The organism is Neisseria shayeganii 871 (assembly GCF_000226875.1).
In the GTDB taxonomy this organism is placed as follows: Bacteria; Pseudomonadota; Gammaproteobacteria; order Burkholderiales; family Neisseriaceae; genus Eikenella; species Eikenella shayeganii.
In genome coordinates this window covers 712,111-732,001 of the sequence record NZ_JH164926.1, presented here as the reverse complement: position 1 = coordinate 732,001, position 19,891 = coordinate 712,111, and the positions used below count along the sequence as shown (strand labels likewise).

Sequence of the window (19,891 nt, the reverse complement as noted above, 5' to 3'; positions counted from 1 at the left end):
CGATTAGGCGGCAATGTTTTGATTACGCAGCAGGCAGATGAGTTTGGCGATGCGGGCCTTCATTTCTCGGCGGTCTACGATTTGGTCGATGGCGCCTTTTTCCAGCAGAAACTCGGCGCGCTGGAAGCCTTCGGGTAATGTTTCGCGCACGGTCTGCTCGATCACGCGCGGGCCGGCAAAACCGATCAGAGCATTGGGTTCGGCCAGCACCACGTCGCCAAGGAAGGCAAAGCTGGCGGAGACGCCGCCCATGGTGGGATCGGTGAGCACGGAGATAAAGGGCAGCTGCTTGTCGGCCAAAAGGTGTAAGGCGGCGCTGGTTTTGCTCATCTGCATCAGTGAGTTGAGGCCTTCTTGCATGCGGGCGCCGCCGGATGCGGCCACGCAGATGAAGGCGGCGTTGTTATCTGCCGCTGCGCGCACGCCTCGCACGAAGCGCTCGCCCACTACCGAGCCCATCGAGCCGCCGATAAAGCGGAATTCGAAGGCGGCCACCACGGCGGCTTGACCGTGGATTTCGCCTTTCATGACCACCAAGGCATCGTCTTCGCCGGTGTCTTTGCGGGCGGCGCTCAGGCGGTCGGGGTATTTTTTGCTGTCTTTAAATTTCAGGATGTCGCTGGGTTTGACGCCGGCGCCGATTTCTTCACGGCCGTGTTCGTCGAGCAGCAGGTTGAGGCGTTCGCGTGCGCTCAGCGGGGTATGGTGGCTGCATTTGGGGCACACTTGGTGGTTTTGCTGCAGGTCGGTGGCGTAGAGCACTTCGCCGCAGGCGGGGCATTTACGCCACAGGCCTTCGGGAATGCCGGATTTGCCGTTGTCGTCGCGTTTGATTTTCGGGGGGAGGATTTTATCTAGCCAACTCATGGCTTGCTCCTTAAGGATGCGGATGGGTAGGGCACGGCCGTTGCACAGTGTCTGGCCGGGCTGCCTGTTGTGATGGTTTGGGCGTGTTGCCGAGCGCTTCGGCCGTCGCTGATGTTGGCAGCCACAGGCAGCAAGAAACGCCATACGGGCTACCTGAAAGCGGACGCAAAAGCGTTATGATAGTCTGCTTGGGCACTTTACTCAATCTTTGCGTACAGATTGCTTCGGTAAAGATGGGGGGTGGAGGCTGGCCATGATGGCGGTATCGGGGGAGCTTGCTGCCTGCTGCCGCCCCACCGCTGCGCTGCTGTCAGTCATCCGGCGGCGGGCAGGTTTGGAGGCCGTTTTCCAAAATGTCACGGCCCATGGCTTCCACTTCCTGGGTATGGCGCTTGGTGTCGGGCGGAGAATTGTGCGGCACACTCTTGCACGAAAGACGGGCGTAAGCGCGCTTGTTCTGCGGCCGGCTAGGCGCTCGGCGTAGCAGCGCTGCTCTGTCCGTAGGCGGCGAACAGCAATGTCATCAGCGAGGGCAAGGTGATTCGATGTGTCATTCGGCATCTCTTGCGGATGCGCGGGAATCGGCCTTGAGAGGCAGAGCGCCGGCTATGGCGGCCTTCAAACCGTGCACCAAAGCACCGACGGCTGCGGCTTCTCGGCCGGGATGGGTTTCGATTTCTTTGACGATGCGGCTGCCGATGATGACGGCATCGGCCACGGCGGCGATTGGGCGGGCGCTGTCGGCGTCGTTGATGCCGAAGCCCACGCCGATGGGGATATGGATGTGGCGGCGCAGCACGGCCAATTTGGCGGCCACGTCTGCGGTATCCAGTGCGGCGGAGCCGGTAACGCCTTTGAGGGAAACGTAATACACGAAGCCGCCGGCCAGCCGGCCGATTTCGGCCATGCGCGCCTCGCCGGTGGTGGGCGCGACGAGGAAGATGGTGTCGAGGCCTTGGGCGCGCAGTTCGCGGTGAAGCGGGGCGATGGTTTCGATGGGGCTGTCTACGGTGAGCACGCCGTTAACGCCGGCTTCGGCGGCGGCTCGGGCGAAATCGGCATAACCCATTTTGTGGATGGGGTTCAGGTAGCCCATCAGCACCACGGGGGTGTGGCGGTTGCGTTCGCGGAAGCGGGCGGTGAGAGCAAGCACGTCGCGTAGGGACACGCCTTGTGCCAAGGCCCGCTCGGCGGCGCGCTGGATGGTGGGGCCGTCGGCCATCGGGTCGGAGAAGGGAACGCCCAATTCGATGATGTCGGCACCGTTGTCGGCCAGGCTGTGCATCAGCTGCAGGGTGGTGTTCAGATCGGGGTCGCCGGCGGTGATGTAGGTAATCAGTGCTGGGCGGCCGTTGAGTTGTTGGAAGGTGTGTTGGATGGTGGTCATGGGGTGTCCGTGAGTTAGGGCTACCTGAAAAGGGTTTCAGGTAGCCTTTGGTTTGCGTAATGGGGGTGCCGGCTTAAGGCAGGATGGCGTCGGCCGCCCGTTCGATGCCTTGCGAGAGTGATTCGACCATGGCGGGGTAGCCGTCGCCCTGCTGCGGGGTGCGGATGTCGAAGGGGCGGGTGCGGCCGTCCGGCCATTGGGCGTAGCCGCTGACGACGGTGTGGCCGTGGTAGGTGCCTTGGAATTGTTCGATGTAGATTTTCAGCACTTGTGCGCCGTGATGGCGGTTGTGGGGGGCATAGAGGCCGCTGCCGCTGCGGTTGAGGCGGTTGCTGAAGGCGGCGGCGAGGCTGTGCTCCAGCGGGGCGGCCCACAGGTTTTGACGGGCGAAATTGAGCTGCAGGGCGTCGGTTTGATAGACCAATCCGCCTTGGTCGAGGGGGGCGGCTAAGATGATCTGTACGGCGGTGGCGGGGCCGTTGCGGCCGGCAGGCGGGAGATAGGCGCTGTCGGGCAGGGTGTAGTAGTGCGCCGGCGGGGTGGCGGCGCAGGCGGCCAGTAGGGCGGCCAGTAGGGCGGCGGTCAGGCAGGCGGCGAGTAGGGGAGGGCGCGGCATCAGCGGCTTCCTTTCGGGGTGGGATCAACGGTGTCTGAATTGAAAATCAGGGCGTTGGGTTGTTCTTTCAGGGTGTTGAGTATCGGCGAGGCGTCGCGCAGGGTGCGGTCGATCTGGCGCAGGGTGTTTTGCACATCGCCGTAAACGGGCGATTGCGGGGAGATGCCCTGCAGGGTGGTGCGCAGTTCGGCCAAGGTGCGGTTGAGCTCGGCGGGAATCTGCTGGGTTTGCGGTTTGCCGAGCAGTTGGTTGGCTTGGCGCAGGGTGGCTTTCAACTCGGCCAGGCTGCCGTTGAGTTCGCCCACGGTTTTGTCGAGCGGCAGACGGTTGAATTTGTCGAGCAGGGCGGCGAGCTGCTGTTGCAGCTCGCCGAGGCCGCCGCCGCTGCGGCTGGCGATGACGGTGTCGCCGCGGTAGCTGGCGGCGGGTTTGAGGGTGTTGGTGGCGGGGGGAGCGTCGGCGAGTTCCACATACAGGCTGCCGGTGAGCAGATTGTTGCTGGCGAGGGTGGCGGTGAGTCCTCGTTGCAGGGCGCGGTCGATCTGGTCGCGCCAGGCTTCTTGGCTTTGGCTGTCGGCATTGAGTTCGAGACGGGCGGGGTCGATGCGGATGCGTACGGGAATCCAGCCGTTGTCGAACAGGCCGAGGCTGTCGTTGCGCTCGAAATAGGGCACTTCGCTGACGGTGCCGACGGGGATGCCTTTGTATTCGACGGGGGCGTCGACGCTGAGGCCGCGGATGCTGTCTTTGAAGAAGACCACGTAATACAGCGAGCGCGCTTCGGGCAGGTTGTCCACTTCGGCGCGGCTGGGGTAGAGGGTGAACAGGGTGTTGTTGCCGACCGGACTGCCTTTGCCGCCGCCGGCGGGCTCTTCAAAGGCGATGGCGCCGGAAATCAGGGCGGGCAGGGAGGGGGTGTCGATTTTGACGCCGCTGCCGCCGAGTTCGACATTGATGCCGCTTTGCAGCCAGAAGCGGACGTTGTTGCCGATCAGCGCTTCGTTGGGGCTGTGGATGTAGATTTGGTAGGCAACGGTTTTGCTTACCGGGTCGAAATCGGCGCTTTCTACGCTGCCCACGCTGATGTTGCGGTAGGTAACGGGGCTGCCGCTGCTGAGGATTTTGTCGCTGCTGCCTTTGAGGCGCAGGCGCAGGCCGCTTTTGCCGAAGGCCGCTACCGGCGGGAAATCGGCTACCTGAAAAGTGTCTGCGGTTTCTTCGCTTTTGCCGGGCACGAAGGCGATGTAGGAGCCGGACACCAAGGTGCCCAAGCCGGTGATGCCGCCGGAGTCGACACGCGGTTTGACAATCCAAAACTGGGTGTCTTTGCGCATCATGTCTTTGGCGTCGGCATTGAGACGGGCAGTAAGCGCCACGCCTTGGCCGTCGGGGCGCAGGCGGACGTCGGTGATGCGGCCGACGTTGACGTTGAGTACTTTGATGACGGTGTTGTCCACCTCGATGCCGTCGGCATCGGCCAGATGCAGCGTGATCTCGGGGCCGGTTTGGCGCAGGTGCTGCATATACAGCCAGGCGCCAGTGAGCAGGGCGATGAGGGGGATCAGCCACACCATAAAGGAAAAGGTGCTGTTGCGGCGGATGCGGGCTTGGGGAGGTGTGTGGTTCATGTTCGGAAACTCGTGAGGCGGGCGCGGTTTCAGGTAGCCTGTTCAGCGGTCTCGGACGGCGGCTGGGAGGCCGCTTTGGCGGGCTTGTGTGCGTGACGGGCTTTGTCCCACAACAGGCGGGGGTCGAAAAAGTGAGCCGACAGCATGGTCAGCAGCACCACCAGGCAGAAAAAGACCGCGGCTTCGCCGGGCACGACGCGGGCCAGATGGGTGCGGAAAGTGGACATCAGCATCACGATGACGAAAATATCGATCATCGACCAGCGGCCGACGGCTTCGGTGATGCGGTAGAGCGCGGCCAGCTTCTGCGGCGGCATCAGCAGCCGGTAGCGGGCCGACACGATCAACACCGCCATGGCCAGGATTTTCAATACCGGCACCATGATGCTGGCGCTGAAAATGATGGCGGCAATCACGCGGTCGCCTTTGTCCCACATATAAATGATGCCGCTCAAGATGGTGCTGATCTCCACCGCGGTGGGGTTGGAGGATACCATCATCACCATCAGATTGGCCGGGAAGTAGAGAATCACGGCGGCCAGCAGGAAGGCGGTGCTCAAACCGAGGCTGTAAGGGCGGCGGCGGTAGAGCGCAGAGCCGCAGATGCCGCAATGCTCTTCATTTGCCGGCCGGTCGTACAGGCATTTGCTGCAATTGAGCGATTCGCCTTCGATCTGCGGCGGCATCCGCTGGCCGTTGAGGCGGCGGATCTGGTAGTACACCCAATGTTCGGGCACCGATTGGGCGGTGCGGATCAGCAGCACGGAGAGCACGAACATCAGCCAAAAAGCGGGGCCGAAATGCACGGTGGCGATGCTGCTCAATTTGATGTAGGCCACCAGGGCGGAAATAAAAAACACGTCCACCATCATCCAGCCGCGCAGGCGCACCAGCGCACGGGTGGCGGCGAGCAGAAAGGGTAGCGGGCGGTTGAGCAGCAGCGCGCCGTAAACATAAAGACACAGCAGGCAGAAAACCAACGGGGAACCGAAGGTGAGGACAAACATCACTTCGGCCAGAAAGCCGAATTCCTGCACCACCAACACCCGCATCATTTCGGGCAGGGTGAGATAAATGCTGCTGCGCGGCATGGTCAGGTGCATAAACAGCTGGCTAAACACCAAATACAGCACGGTGAGCGAAGCGAGCGCCAGCGCCGGCGGCAGCATAAAGGGGTTGGCTTCCACGCGCGCCAAGGGATGGCCGCAGCGCGGGCAAAACGCGGCTTTGCCCTGCGTGAGCGGCGGAATATCCAAACGCAGGCCGCAGGAGTGGCAGTTGAGCGGGTGCGCGCGCATGGTGGCCCGGGGCAGCGGTCGGTAGCGGCTGCGGATCCAGCGCCGGCGAAGCTTGGCGGTATTCAAAACAGTGAAGGGAGTAGGAAACCGAGCGAAAAACGAAAGCGGATTATAGCGGAAAGTGTGAACCGGGCGTGATTGGGAAAAGTAAAGACGGGTGGGCGGCTGACGGCTTTCAGGTAGCCTGAGACCTTTGCAAAACCCTCAGATGTATTGATTATCCAAAGCCAACAGGCTACCTGAAAGCGCGAATGGCGTTTCAGGTAGCCTGTGGGGGCAAAGGGGCGGATCACACCACCGCTTCTTCTTTTTGCTTGGGCGGCTTGATGATGTTTTCGCGGGTGAGACCGAAGAACAGCAGCAGCGGGCTGGCCACCAGCACCGACGAATAAATGCCGAACACAATGCCGATGGTGAGTGCGATGGCAAAGCCTTCCAGCGCGGGGCCGCCGAACAACAGCATGGCGATCACCATGGCTTCGGTGGAGCCGTGGGTAATGATGGTGCGGCTCATGGTGGCGGTGATGGCATTGTCGATGATGTAGGGAATCGGTTTGCCGCGCATGGCCGGTTTGCGGATGTTTTCGCGGATGCGGTCGAACACCACCACCGATTCGTTTACCGAGTAGCCGAGCACGGCCAAAATGCCGGCCAGCACGGTGAGCGAAAATTCCCATTGGAACAGGGCGAAACAGCCCAGAATCACCACCACGTCGTGCATATTGGCGATGATGGCCGACAGCGCGAAACGCCATTCGAAACGCACCGACAGATAGATGATGATGCCCACCACCACCATCAGCAGCGCCAGCAGGCCGTGGTTGACCAGCTCTTCGCCGACTTGCGGGCCGATGAATTCCACTTTGCGCAGGCTCACATCGGGGTGATCCTGTTTCAGCAGCTCCAATACTTGGTTGGAGAGCTGGGCGGAGCTGACGCCTTCTTTGTTGGGCAGGCGGATCATCAGCTGTTTGTTGGTGCCCAGCGTTTGCACTTGGGCCTCGCCCATTTTCAATTCGGCCAAGCGGCTGCGCACCCGGTTGGGATCGGCGCCTTCGTTTTCATATTGCACTTCGATCACGGTACCGCCGGTAAATTCCACAGAGAAATTCAAGCCTTTGGTAAACAGAAAGAAAACGGCGGCAATAAAGGTGATGAGGGAAATCAGGGTGGTGACTTTCCCGTAGCTCATAAAGGGAATATCGCGTTTGAAACGGAACAGATCCATAAGGGTTTACTCCTTGGCGGCGCGGGGTTGGGGGCGGATGCCGATGGAGAGGCTTTCCAGTTTGCGGCGGCGGCCGTACCACAGATTGGCAAAGGCGCGCGACACCACCACGGAGGAGTACATGGAGGTGAGGATGCCGATACAGTGCACCACGGCGAAGCCGCGTACCGGGCCGGAGCCGAAAATCAAGAGGGCGATGCCGGCAATCAGCGAAGTGATGTTGGAATCCACAATGGTGGCCCAGGCATGGCGGTAGCCCTCGTTGATGGCTTTCTGCGGCGTGGCACCAGCGCGCCATTCTTCGCGGATACGCTCGTTAATCAACACGTTGGAGTCGATGGCCATGCCCAGGGTGAGCGCGATGGCGGCGATGCCGGGCAGGGTGAGGGTGGCCTGCAGCATAGAAAGAATCGCAATCAGAAACAGCAGGTTGGCACTCAGCGCCAGCACGGAGAACACGCCGAACAGGCGGTAGTAGAACACCATAAACAGCGCCACCGCCAAAAAGCCCCACAAGGTGGATTGGAAGCCTTTTTCGATGTTTTCCTTACCCATAGACGGGCCGATGGTGCGCTCTTCGATGATTTCCATTGGAGCGGCCAACGAGCCGGCGCGCAGCAGCAGGGCCACATCGCGCGCTTCGTCCGAACTCATGCTGCCTGAAATCTGCACGCGGCCGCCCGGAATCGGCTCGTTGATGCGCGGGGCGGTGATGATTTCGGCACGGCCTTGGTCGATCAGAATCATGGCGGTGCTGCGGCCGATGTTGTTGCGGGTGATGTCGGCGAAAATGGCGGCGCCGGCGCTGTCCAGATTCAGGTTGACCGAAGGCAGGTTTTGCTCGGTAAAGCCCGGTTGGGCGTCGTTGATGTTGTCGCCGGTCAGCTCTACCTGTTTGCTCACCAGCAACTGGCCGCCGCCCTGCACCGGCAGCAGTTCGTAGCCGGCCGGTACATTGCCGGCAGCGGCCTGCTGGTTGAGTGCGGGGTCGTCGGACACCATGCGCACTTCCAAGGTGGCGGTGCGGCCGATGATGTCTTTCGCTTTGGCGGTATCCTGCACGCCGGGCAGCTGCACCACGATGCGGTCGGGTCCGGCTTGTTGGATCACCGGCTCGGCCACGCCCAATTCATTGACGCGGTTGTGCAGGGTATTGATGTTTTGCTTGACGGCGGCGCTTTGGATGTCGGCCAGCGTCTGCTCGGGCAGGCGCACCACGATGTTGTTGCCTTCCGTGGTCAGTTCGGCATCAGGCGCCTGCTGGCGCAGTTTGGGCAGAGCGGCCTGCAGGGTGGCTTCGTCTTGGAAGGGCACCACCAGTGTCTGACCTTGTTTGCGGATGCTGCCGCTGCGGATTTTGTCTTGGCGCAGCTGGCGGCGGAAATCGCCGGCGATGCGGTCGAGCGTTTTCTCGATGGCGGCTTTCATGTCCACCTGCATGGTGAAGTGCACGCCGCCGCGCAGGTCGAGGCCGAGGAACATGGGGTTAGCGCCCAAACGGCTCATCCATTCGGGCGTGTTGGCAATCAGGTTGAGCGCGATGATGTGGCCGTTGCCCAGTTTGCGCTCGATGGCGTCGCGGGCTTTGCTCTGCTCTTCTTCGTTGGCCAGACGCACCCGCAGGCTGCCGTCGGCGATAAACATGCCTTGATGGCGGATGCCGGCTTCTTCCAACGCTTGGGCCACGGCCTGCTCGGTGGTTTCATTGACCGGCTGCGACTGGCGGCTGCTCGATACCTGCACGGCAGGCGTTTCGCCGTAGAGGTTGGGCAGGGCGTAGAGGCCGGCCACCACGATGGTGAGTGCGATCAGGAGGTATTTCCAAATCGGATAACGGTTCATATGCGTGCTTTCGGAAGCGTTCGGAAACGGAAACGGGCAGCGCAAAGCATGCGCTGCCGCAGGGGCTGCGGAGAGACCCCAATCAGCCTTCGATTTTGACGGTGATGGCTTGGCGGTGGAACTCTACCGGCACGCCGGGGGCGATTTCGAGGGTCACATACTGTTCGCCCACTTTGCTTACTTTGCCGGTCATGCCGGAAGTGGTCATCACTTTATCGCCTTTTTTCAGTTCGGCCAGCATTTGCTGGCGGCGTTTTTCTTCCTGTCTCGGGCGCAGAATCATGAAATAAAACAGCGCCAGCAGGAAGATCCAAGGCAGGGAGCTCAGCAGCAGGCTGGGTTGCTGGGCGGCAGCGGCGCCGTCGGCAAAGGCGAAGGAAATCATGGGAAAAACTCCGTAAAGCGTGAGGGAAAAACGCGCTATTGTAAACGGCATTCGGGGTTTTTCCAACACTTGTGCCGGCGGGCAGGCTGAGACCTTTGCAAAACCCCCAGATGTGGATGCAGTTCAAGGCGTAGCAGCGCAGCGAACGCAGACATATCATCTAGATAGGCAAGTGAGTGAGCAGCGCACAACGCAGAAATGCGCCGCAGATGGGGGTTTTGCAAAGGTCTCAGGTTACCTGAAAGCCGCTGGTGCGCGTTGTGAATGAGCCGTCAGCGCTTGGGGTCGGAAACCCGCCTTAGGCGAACAAACGCTGCAAAACGGCTTCGATTTCGCTGCGTACGGCGGCTTTGTCGCGGTTGCTGTCGATCACGGCATAGCGTTCCGGCGCGGCGGCGGCGCGTTTCAGGTAGCCTTCGCGCACGCGGGTGAAGAAGGCGGCCTGTTCCTGCTCGAAACGGTCTTTTTCGCGGTTTTCTTCGATGCGTTGCATGGAAACGGCCAAGGGCACATCGAGCAGGAAAGTGAGGTCGGGGCGCAGGCTGCCCTGCACCCAGTTTTCCAGGGCGGCCACATCGTCGGCGGGCAGGCCGCGGCCGGCGCCTTGATAGGCGAAGGTGGCGTCGGTGAAGCGGTCGGACACCACGGAAATGCCGTCGTGCAGGGCGGGCAGGATCACGTCTTCCAGATGCTGGGCGCGGGCGGCGAACATCAGCAGGGTTTCGGCGCGCAGACCGATGCGGGTGTCGGGGCTGAGCAGCAGTTGGCGCAGGGCTTCGCCCACGGGCGTGCCGCCGGGCTCGCGGGTGAAGCGGACGGGCAGACCCTGGCGGGCGAACCAGTCGCGGATGACCTTGAGTTGGGTGGTTTTGCCGGCACCGTCGATGCCGTCTAGGGTAATGAATTTGGCGTTCATGGCGAGGTTTTCAGGTAGCCTTTACATGGACATTGACACCGATATCTATACCGGCTTCACCCAAGCCGAAGGATGGGGCTGAAAGCCGATGTGCGGATAATAATCGACGGCCTGCGGAGCGGACAGCAGCACGATCTTGCAGCCAGAGGGCAAGCGGCCGGCGGTGTGGTCCAGCAAGGCGCGGCCGATGCCGGCGCGTTGGTGGCTGTCGGCCACGGCAAGATCGGAGAGGTAGCAGCAGTAGGCAAAGTCGGTAAGCGAGCGGGCGATGCCGACCAATTCCGTTGCGTCCCAGGCGCTTACGGTCAGATCAGCCTGTTCGAGCATGGTGCGCAGCACCGCCAAATCAGTAGGGCGGCGCCCGCCGAGGCTGCAACGTGAGAGTAGGCCGGAAAATTGTTCGGCGCTGACGGGAGCATTGATGCGGTAGTCGATGGGCATGGCGTTTACCTTTCTGACGCGGTGGCCGGCGCAAGCCAAGCCATGGCTTCGATTTTGTGGCCGTCCAAATCGCGTACGAAGCAGCCGTAGTATTCGGCGCCGTAATGCGGGCGCGGGCCGGGGGCGCCGTCGTCTTGTGCGCCGGCCGCCAATGCGGCTCGGTAGAAGGCGTCCACTTCTTCGCGGGTTTCGGCATAAAAGGCGATGTGCACGCCGTTGGCGGTTTCGGCGGCCTCGCCGTTGTGGGGCGCCTGAATCCAAAATTCGGGGTAGGCGCGGCCGTAGGCCACGGCGGGGAATTCGTCGCTGATGTCCATCACCTTACCGATGCCGAGGGTGGCCAGTACGCGGTCGTAAAACGCGACGGCTTCAGCAAAGCGGTTGGTGCCGAGGGAAACGTGGGAGAGAATGCTGGGATTGGCAGACATGGTGTGGCTCCTATTGGTGATGGATCAAGTGAGTTTCAGGTAGCCTGTTCAGGGCGGCTTCGGGCTACCTGAAAAGCTTTTACCGGCTGAGTTTAAGGCTGTTTTTCCTGCTCGGGGGCGTTGGCTGCTTCGGCGTCGGTGTTCAGGTAGCCTCTGAGTACGATGCCTTGGGCGAGCATAAAGACAATCATCAAAATCAGCTGGCCGTAGCTTTTGAAATTGATAAACAGGTTTTTCGAGCTTTCCGAAGTTTCGTCGTAAGCGTAAAGGCCGATCCAGTAGTGCAGGGCGGCCAGGAGCAGGAAGAAGGCGGCCCATACCCAGGTGAGGCGCAGCCAGCCGCGCGGGCTGAGGCGGAAGATGTCTTTGGCCACGGCCTGAATCAGCGGTTTGCCGATGAGGGCGCTGATGCCGAGCGCCAAGGCGAACAGCAGGTTGATGACGGGGGTTTTCCAGCGCAGGTAGAGGTCGTCCTGCAAGAGGATGCTGGCGCCGCAAAACACGATGGTGAGCAGCAGCACCGTCCATTGCTGTTTGGTGAGTTTGCCTTTCTGGCGAGCTAGGTGGACGCCGTACACGGCCAGCGTGCTGACGAGAACGGCGGCGGCGCCGGCAATCAGGCCGAATTTTTTCGAGGCGAAGAAAAAGGCAATCAGGGGCAAAAGGTCGAGCAGGGCGGTCATCTTATTCTTTCTTCAGGATGTAGCGGCGCACGGCGGCATTGTGTTCGGCCAGGGTGTGGCTGAATTGGCTTTTGCCGGTGTTGTCCATGCGGGAAACGAAATACAGGTAGCGCGCCTGGCTGGGTTGGGCGGCGGCTTCGAGCGCGGCGCGGCCGGGCAGGGCGATGGGGGTGGGCGGCAGACCGTGGCGGGTGTAGGTGTTGTAGGGGGTGTCGCGCCGCAGGTCGGCCCGGCGGATGCGGCCCTGATAGGCGTTGCCCATGCCGTAAATCACGGTGGGGTCGGTTTGCAGGCGCATGCCGATGTTGAGGCGGTTGACGAATACGGCGGACACGTCGGCGCGGTCTTCGGGGTGGGCGGTTTCTTTTTCGATGATGCTGGCCATGGTCAGCAGCTCGTAGGGGGTTTCGTAGGGCAGTTTCTCAGCACGGCGGTTCCAGGCGCGGTCGAGCTCGCTCTGCATTTTGGCGTAGGCGCTGCGGTAGATTTGCAGGTCGCTGCTGTCGCTGTCGATTTCGTAGGTGTCGGGGAAAAACAGGCCTTCGGGCAACTTGGATGCGGCGTCGGGGGCGATTTCGGCCAGCAGTTTCTGGTCGCTCCAGCCGGCGGTGTCGTGGCGGATGTCGGCGGTTCGGTTGATGATGCGGCGCATGTGGGCGAAGGTCATGCCTTCGATGATGCGTACGGTTACGGTGTCGGGTTTGCCGTTTTTCAGGTGTTGCAGAATCTGCCAGCTGGAAGCGCGCGGCTGTAGGCGGTAGTTGCCCGGAGTGAGGTGTTTGTGGGCGCCGTTGAGGTAGGCGCCGAGCAGGAAGACGTAGCGGCTGTAAACGGCGTCTTGTGCGGCCAAGCTGCGCGAAACGCCGGCGATGCCGCTGCCGCGCTCGATTTTAATCCGTTGCGATTGGGTGTCTTTGGGCAGAAACAGCAGCAAGGCAAAGGCCGCTAAGGCTGCGGTCGCCAGTGCGGTAAAAAAATAGACGGCTTTTTTCAACATGTTTGATTGATGCGGATGTGGTGTGTGCGAAAAAGGCGGCAGTATAGCGGAGGGCGCGGCGCAGCGGCTACCTAAAACCCCTCGTCAGCGATGTAAAAAACCGTGTGCGAGACACGCCGGATTTAAGGGATAATGGGCATTCCGTGCCACCGCTTTTTTCTGCTTATGGAATCCATCATCGAACTGCGCCATCTGAAAACCCTGCTGGCTTTGGAAGAAACCGGCAGCGTGTCGCTGGCGGCCAAGCGGGTGTTTCTCACCCAGTCGGCCTTGTCGCACCAGATCCGTGCGCTGGAAAACTATTACGCCACCCCGCTGTTCGAGCGCAAATCGAACCCGGTGCGCTTCACGCCGGCCGGCGAGCGGCTGCTGCAGCTGGCGCGCGAGATTCTGCCGCAGGTGGCCGCCGCCGAGCGCGAGCTGGTGCAGATTGTGGAAGGCGGCGCGGGCGAGCTGCGTTTGGCGGTGGAGTGCCACACTTGTTTCGACTGGCTGATGCCGGCGATGAGCGATTTCCGTCCGCTGTGGCCGCAGGTGGAGCTGGACATTGTGTCGGGTTTTCAGGCCGACCCCGTGGGCCTGCTGCTGCAGCACCGCGCCGACTTGGCAATTGTGTCCGAAGCGCTGCCGCAGGCCGGCATCAGCTATCAGGCGCTGTTTGCCTACGAAATGGTAGGCATTTGCGCCAAAGACCATCCGTTGGCCGATAAAACGGTGTGGCAGGCGGAAGACTTTGCCGACGAAACCCTGATCACCTACCCCGTGCCCGACGATATGCTCGACCTTTTGCGCAAAGTGCTGCTGCCCGCCGGCATCAACCCGCCGCGCCGCCACAGCGAACTGACGATTGCCATCGTGCAGTTGGTGGCCAGCCGGCGAGGCATTGCGGCGCTGCCGTATTGGACGGTGATGCCCTATCTGGAAAAAGGCTATATCGTGGCCCGCCCCATCGGCAGTACGCCGCTCACCAGCGAGCTGTACGCGGCCATGCGCAGCGACGATGCCGACAAAATCTACCTCGACAATTTCTGCCAAATCGTGCGCGACCGCGGCTTTGCCGACCTGCCCGGTTTGAGTGTGTTGGAAATGACTGTTTGACAGCGTGAGACCTTTGCAGAACTCTCATCTGCGGAGCATTTCCGCGTTGTGCGCTGCTCGCTCGCTTGCCTATTTATTTAGCCTATTTATTTAGCCTATTTATTTAGCCTATTTATTTAGCCTATTTATTTATATGATATGTCTGTCCCACAGGGATTTCTGACGTTCACGCTCGCTGCGCTGCTACGCCTTGAACTGCACCCACATCTGGAGGTTTTGCAAAGGTTTCGGACTATGTTTGCTGATTGGGAAATTGCAGTAACTTCGGGCTGTCCGGGTGCATTTGGGTTTTAAAAATACAGGCGCGGCCGCTGTAGAAATCCGGGTTGAACAAATCGATGCCGAAATGGCTGCAATAGCGCTCCACCATTTCAGGCGTCAGGCGGTCTTTGATGCGCCGGGCCTGGTATTGCTCTACTTCTTCGAACGGAAACGGTTCGCCCCATTCTTCGAATTCCCAACGGCTTTCGCGATGGGCTGCAATATAGCGACCTGGAGCCTCATAGTGCCAGCCTGTTTCAGAAACTATTTTTGTAGCTTGAGTACCATCGCCATACATAAATTGAGTTGAACCAGGCTTGACCTTAGGGATATCCCGTACCATAACGACTGATATTTCACGGACACCTAATTCCTTATACAAAAAATATGGATCGGAGTTGAGATCGGTACCTTGTCTACTGTTATCAACATAAACACACCATTGGGATTGTGTTTCGGAAATCATCACTTTCGAACGATCAAGCGGCAGCAGGCTGTTCAATCTCTGCTCCCATGTACCGTCAATATCGATTTTTTGCGTGGGCACTTCGCAATATTTATCCCGCTTACGCTCCCACTGAGCGATAGAGTCAACCAGCTTGTCATAGCGAACTTCCAAAAAAGCCATGATATTGGTGGTGGGAGCATAGCGATACAGGAAGAATTCAGGGTCGCGCATCATGTTTGTCTAAAATCAATGAAGGAGTAGGCCGGTTTGGAAACCGTTTGCTTGAGTCGGAACCGGCATAAAAATAGCTGGGCAACGATATGGGCTACCTGAAAAGAGCGTTCAGGTAGCCTGATGATTATTTGAAGCCGCCAAGCACGCGCTTGGGCTGCATCAACCGGCCAGGGTTTGCTGCAGGATTTCGTCGCTGGCGGGGCTGAACACATTGAGAGCGGCGGCCAGCAGCAGGGTGTCCGCGGCGAGCGTGCTGCCGGGGGCGGCTTGGCGGCAGCTGAGGCTGCAGTCGAACACGCCCATGCCGCCGCTGTCTTGCCAGGAGAGGGCGGTGCGCACGTCGAGCACGGTGCCGACCGGAATGTCGGGCACGCCGAACTGCAGTTTGCGGGTGCCGAGCAGAAAGCCCAGACGCACGGGCTGGCCTTGGTCTAAGGCGCGGGCGCCGGCCCAGGCGCCGATGCCCTGCGCCATGATTTCCATGCCCATCCAGGCGGGCAGGCTTTTGCTGCCGGGCGGGAGCAGCAGGCAGTCGGGGCGCAGGGTGGCGGTGGCGTGCAGGTTGTGGTCGTCGTAAGACAATACTTGGTCGAGCAGCACCATGCGGCCGCTGTGCGGCAGCAGGTCGGCGGGGCGGGTGATGGGGCACTCAGGCATGCTCGGCTCCGATGATCAACACGCTGTTGTTGCCGCCGAAGGCGAAGGAGGAGCTGGCGCCGATGCGGCGGCCGGCCGGCCAGCGGCTGTTGGCCGTGGTGAGGGCGATGGCGGGCAGCTCGGGGTCGGCCTCGCCGTCCCAATATTGGGCGGGCAGGCGGCCTTCGGGATTATGAACGGGGCTGACTATGCCCCACAGCAGGGCGGCTTCCAGCGCGCCGGCCGCGCCTAAGGTGTGGCCGGTAAAGGGCTTGGTGGAGGTGGCGGCGGTGTGCGGGCCGAATACTTCGGCCACGGCGCGGCTTTCCATGCTGTCGTTGTGGCGGGTGGCGGTGCCGTGCAGATTGATCCAGCCCACGGCGTCGGGCGTGAGGCCGGCGTGGCGCAGGGCGGCGTGGAAGGCCTGTACCGCGCCCAAGCCGTCGGGGCGGGGGGAAGACATATGGTAGGCATCGCTGCTGGCGCCGTAGCCCATGAGCGGCAGGCCGCTGCCGGCTTCGCAGGTCATCACGAAGGCGGTGGCCGCTTCGCCGATGTTGATGCCGTTGCGGTGGCGGGAAAAGGGGTTGGCGATGCCGTCGGAGAGGACGTCTAGAGCGTCGAAACCGTTGATGGTGAGCGGGGAGAGGGTGTCCACGCCGCCGCACACCACGGCGTCGCACACGCCCAGCCGCAGCAGGCGGGCGGCGCTGATCAGGGCGCGGGCGCCGGAAGTGCAGGCGGTGGAAACGCCGTAGCAGGAGCCGGCGAGGCCGTAAACGGCGGCGGTGAAGTCGGCGGGGGCGGAATGGATTTGCTGCTGCTGTTTGAAGGGCACTTCGTGCCAGGCGCCGCCTGCGGCCACATGTCGGAACAGGGGCAGGTTTTCATCCACGCCGCTGGTGGAGGTGCCCATCACCACGCCGATGCGTTCGGCGCCGTAGCGTGCGCGTGCCGCTTCGATTTGCGGCTCGATTTGCGCCAGCGCATGCCACAGCAGCTGGTTGTTGCGGCTGCGGTGCGCTTCGGGCAGCGAGGCGGGAAAATCGCGCAGCGCCTCGTTCACTGCGCCGAAGGCGCGGCTTTTGCCGGCAATCCATTCGCTGCTGAAAGTGAGCGGCGGGCGGGCGTCGTTGCGGAATAATTGTTGCAGGTGTTGGGGCAAACCGCTGCCTAGCGCGGAAACCAGCGCCGGTTCGCCCAGATAGACGGCTGTATTCATGGTGGGGTAATCGGGGTGATGCGCCAGCGGCCGTCGGGGCGGGCCGGCAGGGTTTCAGGTAGCCTGTGCGGTTCGTTGATGTAGGGGAACAGGTTTTGGAATAATTCACCGGCTTCGCGGTTGGGCCAGATAAAGCCGTCGCGCTGCCAGCCTTCGGGTGTGGCGAGCAGGCGGGCCTGCGGGGCGCCGAAGGCATCGGTTTGGATCCAGCGGCTGCGGCCGCCGCCTTCGCCCTGCACCGCCAAGAGCGAGGTTTGTTCCACTTCGCCCTGCGGGTTGAGCCGCTCCAATTTGAACCAGCGGCTGTCGCCCGCGGCCAACTGCGGCAGCGATTGCGCAGGGAAAGGCGCGGCGCAGGCGGCCAGCAGCAGGGCAGATAGAACGGAGAAACGGGAAAACTGCATTTCAGGTAGCCTTTGGGGGAATGGGGCGAAAGGCTACCTGAAAACGGCGCGGCCGTCTAATGCCGTGTCTCTTTGCGGTTTGTCTGACGATACGCCCTAAAAGCAAGGAAAGGAAAACGGTGCGGTGCCGGGGAATTGATTGGTTTCGGTTTCCGCTGCCGGCGGCGGTTCGGCCGCTTCGGTTGCGGCTGCCGCTTTTTTGCCGGCGACTTTGTGCAGGGCGGCCAAGCCGCGTTCGGGTTGGGCCACAAAAGGATTGTCGCCGTCCCAGGCGTAACCGGCCAGAATCGAGTTGATCAGGCGGCGCACTTTGGGCTGGCTGCGGCCGGAAAACACCACGTCTTGGAAGCGGCCGTCGTACCAGCCTTCCACCAAAGTGCGGAAAGCGTTCACGCCCACCGCCAGCGGTTCGGCAAATTCGGTCTGCCAGTTTGCATTGCCGCCGAGCAGCTGTTTGCCCAAAAGGTCGGCCGCCAGCTTGGCGGAATGGACGGCGGTGGTGACGCCGGAGGAAAACACGGGGTCGAGGAATTCGGCGGCATTGCCCAAGAGGGCGAAATGTTTGCCGTACAGCGCTTTCACGCTGGCGGAATAGCCCGGCAGATAAAGGAAGGGGAAGCCGTTGTCCCAGCGGGCGTCGGCCAGAAAGCGCGCGAACATCGGTACTTCGCCGGCAAAGGCTTTCAGAATCGAGGCCGAGCTGCCGAATCGGGCAAAATGCTCGGGCAGGCCGACCACGCCGATGGAGCTGCGGCCGTTGCTGAAGGGAATCAGCCACAACCACACGTCGCGGTGCTCGGGGTGGACCGCCACCCAGGTTTTGTTGCGGTCGAAAGCAGGGTCGGTGATGTGGTCGTCGATGTGGGTGAAATGCACCTGGCGGGTGGGTAGGTCGGAGGGGATGTCCCAGCCCAAGAGGCGGGGCAGCACGCGGTGGTAGCCGCTGGCGTCCAGCACAAATGCCGCTTCCAGCGTGTAGCTGCTGCCGTCTTCACGCCGTACGCTCAGTTGCGCGTGGCTGCCGCTGTTGTCGAAAGCGGTCACTTCTTCGCCGAAGCACACGGTTACGCCCTGCTTGGCCGCTTCTTCAATCAGAATCTGGTCGAAGCGTTCGCGCTGCACATTGAAGGCGGTATTGGGGCCGGGGCTGGATTTGTCGGTAAATTCGAAACGGCTGCACTGTTCGCCGAAGGTAAAGACGGCACCGTTTTTGTATTGGAAGCCGAGGCCGGCCTGCACGGCGGGCAGGAAACCGGCTTCTTCGATGATTTCCAGGCAGTGCGGCAGCAAGCTCTCGCCGATCACGAAACGCGGAAAATGCTGTTTCTCCAACACGCAAACGCTGAAACCCTGTTTATTGAGTAGGGCGGCAGCCACCGCCCCGGAGGGGCCGGCACCGATCACGGCGACATCGTAGCTGTGGTGCATAAAGGCTCCTGAGGTCAGGAATAGGGAAATGGGTTGTGGGGGAATGAGGATAATCCTTTTCAGATATCCCGGTTTTGCGTTAAGGCAAAACCTTGTTCGATGCCGGCCGCTTTTTTAAAACCGCAGCAGGCCGACAAGCGGCGAATGCGCGTTCCTATGTCTATTGCCGAATGGCGGCCGGGCCTACCGTTTCGGCCAGCGCGGCCAGGCGGCGGCGCGATTTTTCCACATACGGGTTGGCGGTGTCCCAAGCATAGCCCGCCAGAATCGAGCTGATCATGCGGCTGATCTCGGGGCTGCGGTTGTCGGCGTAGATCACGTCTTGGAAACTGCCGTCATACCAGCCTTCCACATAAGTGCGGAAAGCGTTGACGCCCACCATCAGCGGCTCGGCAAACTCCGCCTGCCAATCCACTTTGCCGCCTTTGAGCTGCCTGCCCAGCAGATCGGCGGCCAATTTGGCCGAATGCATGGCAATGGTAACGCCCGAGGAAAACACGGGGTCGAGAAACTCGGCGGCGTTGCCCAAGAGAGCGAAATGCCTGCCGTGCAGGGCCTTCACATTGGCCGAATAGCCTTGGATGTGGCGGAAGGGAAATTCATTGTCCCACTCGGCATCGGCCAAAATACGCGAAAGCATGGGCACTTCCGCCGCAAATTTTTTCAGCACCGCTTCCGAATCGCCGAGGCCGGCAAAGCGTTCGGGCAGGCCGACCACGCCGATGGAGCTGCGGCCGTCGCCGAAGGGAATCAGCCACAGCCACACATCGCGGTGCACAGGATGGGTGGAAATCAGGATTTTGTTGCGGTCGAAATCGGGCGCGGTAATGCGGTCGTCAATGTGGGTGAAATGCGCTTCGCGCACCGGCAGATGGGAGGGGGTGTCCAAGTCCAGCAGGCGCGGCAGCACGCGGCCGTAGCCGCTGGCATCCAGCACAAAGCGTGCCGCCAGAAGATAGGCGCTGCCGTTCTCGCGCTGCACGGAAAGCAGGGCGTTGTCGCCGTGGTTGTCGAAAGCGGTGAGGGCTTCGCCGAAACGCACGTCCACGCCCTGCTTGGCGGCTTCGTCGATCAGGATTTTGTCGAACACTGCGCGGCGCACCTGAAACGTGGTGCCGGGGCCGGGGCTGAATTTGTCGGTGAAGTCAAAATGGGTGTAGCGGCTGCCCCAGCTGAAAGCGGCGCCGTTTTTAAACTGAAAGCCGGGTTCGGCCTCGATGGCGGGCAGAAAACCGGCTTCTTGCAGAAACTCCATGCAGTGCGGCAGCAGGCTTTCGCCGATCACGAAGCGCGGAAAATGCTGTTTTTCCAACACGCAAACAGAAAAGCCCTGTTTGTTGAGCAGGGCGGCGGCCACCGAGCCGGCGGGGCCGGCACCGATTACAACCACATCGAATTGTTCCGTCATCACGGGCTCCTGAAGATGCCGTCTGCGGCAGAGAAG

The 19,891-nt window shown here is 61.4% G+C and carries 21 protein-coding genes; 1 reads left to right on the top strand and 20 read right to left on the bottom strand.

Annotation, left to right across the window (positions count from 1 at the left end):
- Nucleotides 1-3 precede the first annotated feature (3 nt).
- The 14 genes from accD to mltG form a co-directional block, all read right to left on the bottom strand.
- Nucleotides 4-867: an acetyl-CoA carboxylase, carboxyltransferase subunit beta gene (accD, locus tag HMPREF9371_RS03335; RefSeq protein WP_009118484.1), complete on the bottom strand. Its 864-nt coding sequence runs from the start codon at nt 865-867 to the stop codon at nt 4-6.
- A gap of 550 nt (nt 868-1,417) precedes the next feature.
- On the bottom strand, nt 1,418-2,254 hold the full coding sequence (gene trpA, locus HMPREF9371_RS03330; protein ID WP_009118482.1) for a tryptophan synthase subunit alpha: 837 nt from the start codon (nt 2,252-2,254) through the stop codon (nt 1,418-1,420).
- 73 nt (nt 2,255-2,327) lie between these two features.
- Nucleotides 2,328-2,870: a PqiC family protein gene (locus HMPREF9371_RS03325; RefSeq protein ID WP_009118481.1), complete on the bottom strand. Its 543-nt coding sequence runs from the start codon at nt 2,868-2,870 to the stop codon at nt 2,328-2,330.
- Nucleotides 2,870-4,498, bottom strand: coding sequence for an intermembrane transport protein PqiB (gene pqiB / locus HMPREF9371_RS03320; RefSeq protein WP_009118480.1), 1,629 nt, complete (start codon nt 4,496-4,498; stop codon nt 2,870-2,872). The genes HMPREF9371_RS03325 and pqiB overlap by 1 nt, the downstream gene beginning before the upstream one ends.
- 29 nt (nt 4,499-4,527) lie before the next feature.
- Entirely contained in the window at nt 4,528-5,796 is a 1,269-nt protein-coding gene (locus HMPREF9371_RS03315; protein WP_009118479.1) for a paraquat-inducible protein A, read from the bottom strand.
- 289 nt (nt 5,797-6,085) lie between these two features.
- The gene (gene secF, locus HMPREF9371_RS03310; protein ID WP_009118477.1) at nt 6,086-7,024 is read right to left on the bottom strand and encodes a protein translocase subunit SecF; all 939 of its coding nucleotides are present in this window, start codon (nt 7,022-7,024) and stop codon (nt 6,086-6,088) included.
- Nucleotides 7,025-7,030: 6 nt separating this feature from the next.
- On the bottom strand, nt 7,031-8,866 hold the full coding sequence (gene secD, locus HMPREF9371_RS03305) for a protein translocase subunit SecD (RefSeq protein ID WP_040660090.1): 1,836 nt from the start codon (nt 8,864-8,866) through the stop codon (nt 7,031-7,033).
- A gap of 82 nt (nt 8,867-8,948) precedes the next feature.
- On the bottom strand, nt 8,949-9,251 hold the full coding sequence (yajC, locus tag HMPREF9371_RS03300) for a preprotein translocase subunit YajC (RefSeq protein ID WP_040660088.1): 303 nt from the start codon (nt 9,249-9,251) through the stop codon (nt 8,949-8,951).
- Between the two features lie 35 nt (nt 9,252-9,286).
- The gene (locus tag HMPREF9371_RS13120) at nt 9,287-9,517 is read right to left on the bottom strand and encodes a lipoprotein signal peptidase (protein ID WP_232203116.1); all 231 of its coding nucleotides are present in this window, start codon (nt 9,515-9,517) and stop codon (nt 9,287-9,289) included.
- 32 nt (nt 9,518-9,549) lie between these two features.
- On the bottom strand, nt 9,550-10,167 hold the full coding sequence (gene tmk, locus HMPREF9371_RS03295; protein ID WP_009118473.1) for a dTMP kinase: 618 nt from the start codon (nt 10,165-10,167) through the stop codon (nt 9,550-9,552).
- A 45-nt stretch (nt 10,168-10,212) separates the two neighbouring features.
- Entirely contained in the window at nt 10,213-10,608 is a 396-nt protein-coding gene (locus HMPREF9371_RS03290) for a GNAT family N-acetyltransferase (protein ID WP_009118472.1), read from the bottom strand.
- A 5-nt stretch (nt 10,609-10,613) separates the two neighbouring features.
- On the bottom strand, nt 10,614-11,036 hold the full coding sequence (locus HMPREF9371_RS03285; protein ID WP_009118471.1) for a VOC family protein: 423 nt from the start codon (nt 11,034-11,036) through the stop codon (nt 10,614-10,616).
- Between the two features lie 92 nt (nt 11,037-11,128).
- Entirely contained in the window at nt 11,129-11,719 is a 591-nt protein-coding gene (locus HMPREF9371_RS03280) for an inner membrane-spanning protein YciB (RefSeq protein WP_009118470.1), read from the bottom strand.
- 1 nt (nt 11,720) lies between these two features.
- Nucleotides 11,721-12,716 (bottom strand): endolytic transglycosylase MltG, encoded by a 996-nt coding sequence (mltG, locus tag HMPREF9371_RS03275; RefSeq protein ID WP_009118469.1) that lies wholly within the window; start codon nt 12,714-12,716, stop codon nt 11,721-11,723.
- A gap of 165 nt (nt 12,717-12,881) precedes the next feature.
- Here mltG and HMPREF9371_RS03270 point away from each other — a divergent pair, with 165 nt between their 5' ends.
- Nucleotides 12,882-13,814, top strand: coding sequence for a LysR family transcriptional regulator (locus HMPREF9371_RS03270; protein WP_040660728.1), 933 nt, complete (start codon nt 12,882-12,884; stop codon nt 13,812-13,814).
- Between the two features lie 232 nt (nt 13,815-14,046).
- On the opposite strand, the gene HMPREF9371_RS03265 is transcribed toward HMPREF9371_RS03270, so the two are convergent.
- From HMPREF9371_RS03265 to HMPREF9371_RS03240, 6 genes are all read right to left on the bottom strand, one after another.
- On the bottom strand, nt 14,047-14,757 hold the full coding sequence (locus HMPREF9371_RS03265; RefSeq protein ID WP_009118467.1) for a hypothetical protein: 711 nt from the start codon (nt 14,755-14,757) through the stop codon (nt 14,047-14,049).
- A gap of 159 nt (nt 14,758-14,916) precedes the next feature.
- Nucleotides 14,917-15,414: an ApeP family dehydratase gene (locus HMPREF9371_RS03260; RefSeq protein ID WP_009118466.1), complete on the bottom strand. Its 498-nt coding sequence runs from the start codon at nt 15,412-15,414 to the stop codon at nt 14,917-14,919.
- Nucleotides 15,407-16,615 carry a beta-ketoacyl-ACP synthase gene (locus HMPREF9371_RS03255; RefSeq protein WP_009118465.1) on the bottom strand — a complete coding sequence of 403 codons (1,209 nt, stop codon included), beginning with the start codon at nt 16,613-16,615 and terminating at the stop codon, nt 15,407-15,409. Before HMPREF9371_RS03255 ends, HMPREF9371_RS03260 begins: the two co-directional genes overlap by 8 nt.
- Entirely contained in the window at nt 16,612-17,019 is a 408-nt protein-coding gene (locus HMPREF9371_RS03250) for a hypothetical protein (RefSeq protein ID WP_009118464.1), read from the bottom strand. The genes HMPREF9371_RS03255 and HMPREF9371_RS03250 overlap by 4 nt, the downstream gene beginning before the upstream one ends.
- A gap of 96 nt (nt 17,020-17,115) precedes the next feature.
- Nucleotides 17,116-18,447, bottom strand: coding sequence for an NAD(P)/FAD-dependent oxidoreductase (locus tag HMPREF9371_RS03245; protein ID WP_009118463.1), 1,332 nt, complete (start codon nt 18,445-18,447; stop codon nt 17,116-17,118).
- A gap of 160 nt (nt 18,448-18,607) precedes the next feature.
- Nucleotides 18,608-19,855, bottom strand: coding sequence for an NAD(P)/FAD-dependent oxidoreductase (locus HMPREF9371_RS03240; RefSeq protein ID WP_009118462.1), 1,248 nt, complete (start codon nt 19,853-19,855; stop codon nt 18,608-18,610).
- Nucleotides 19,856-19,891 lie beyond the last annotated feature (36 nt).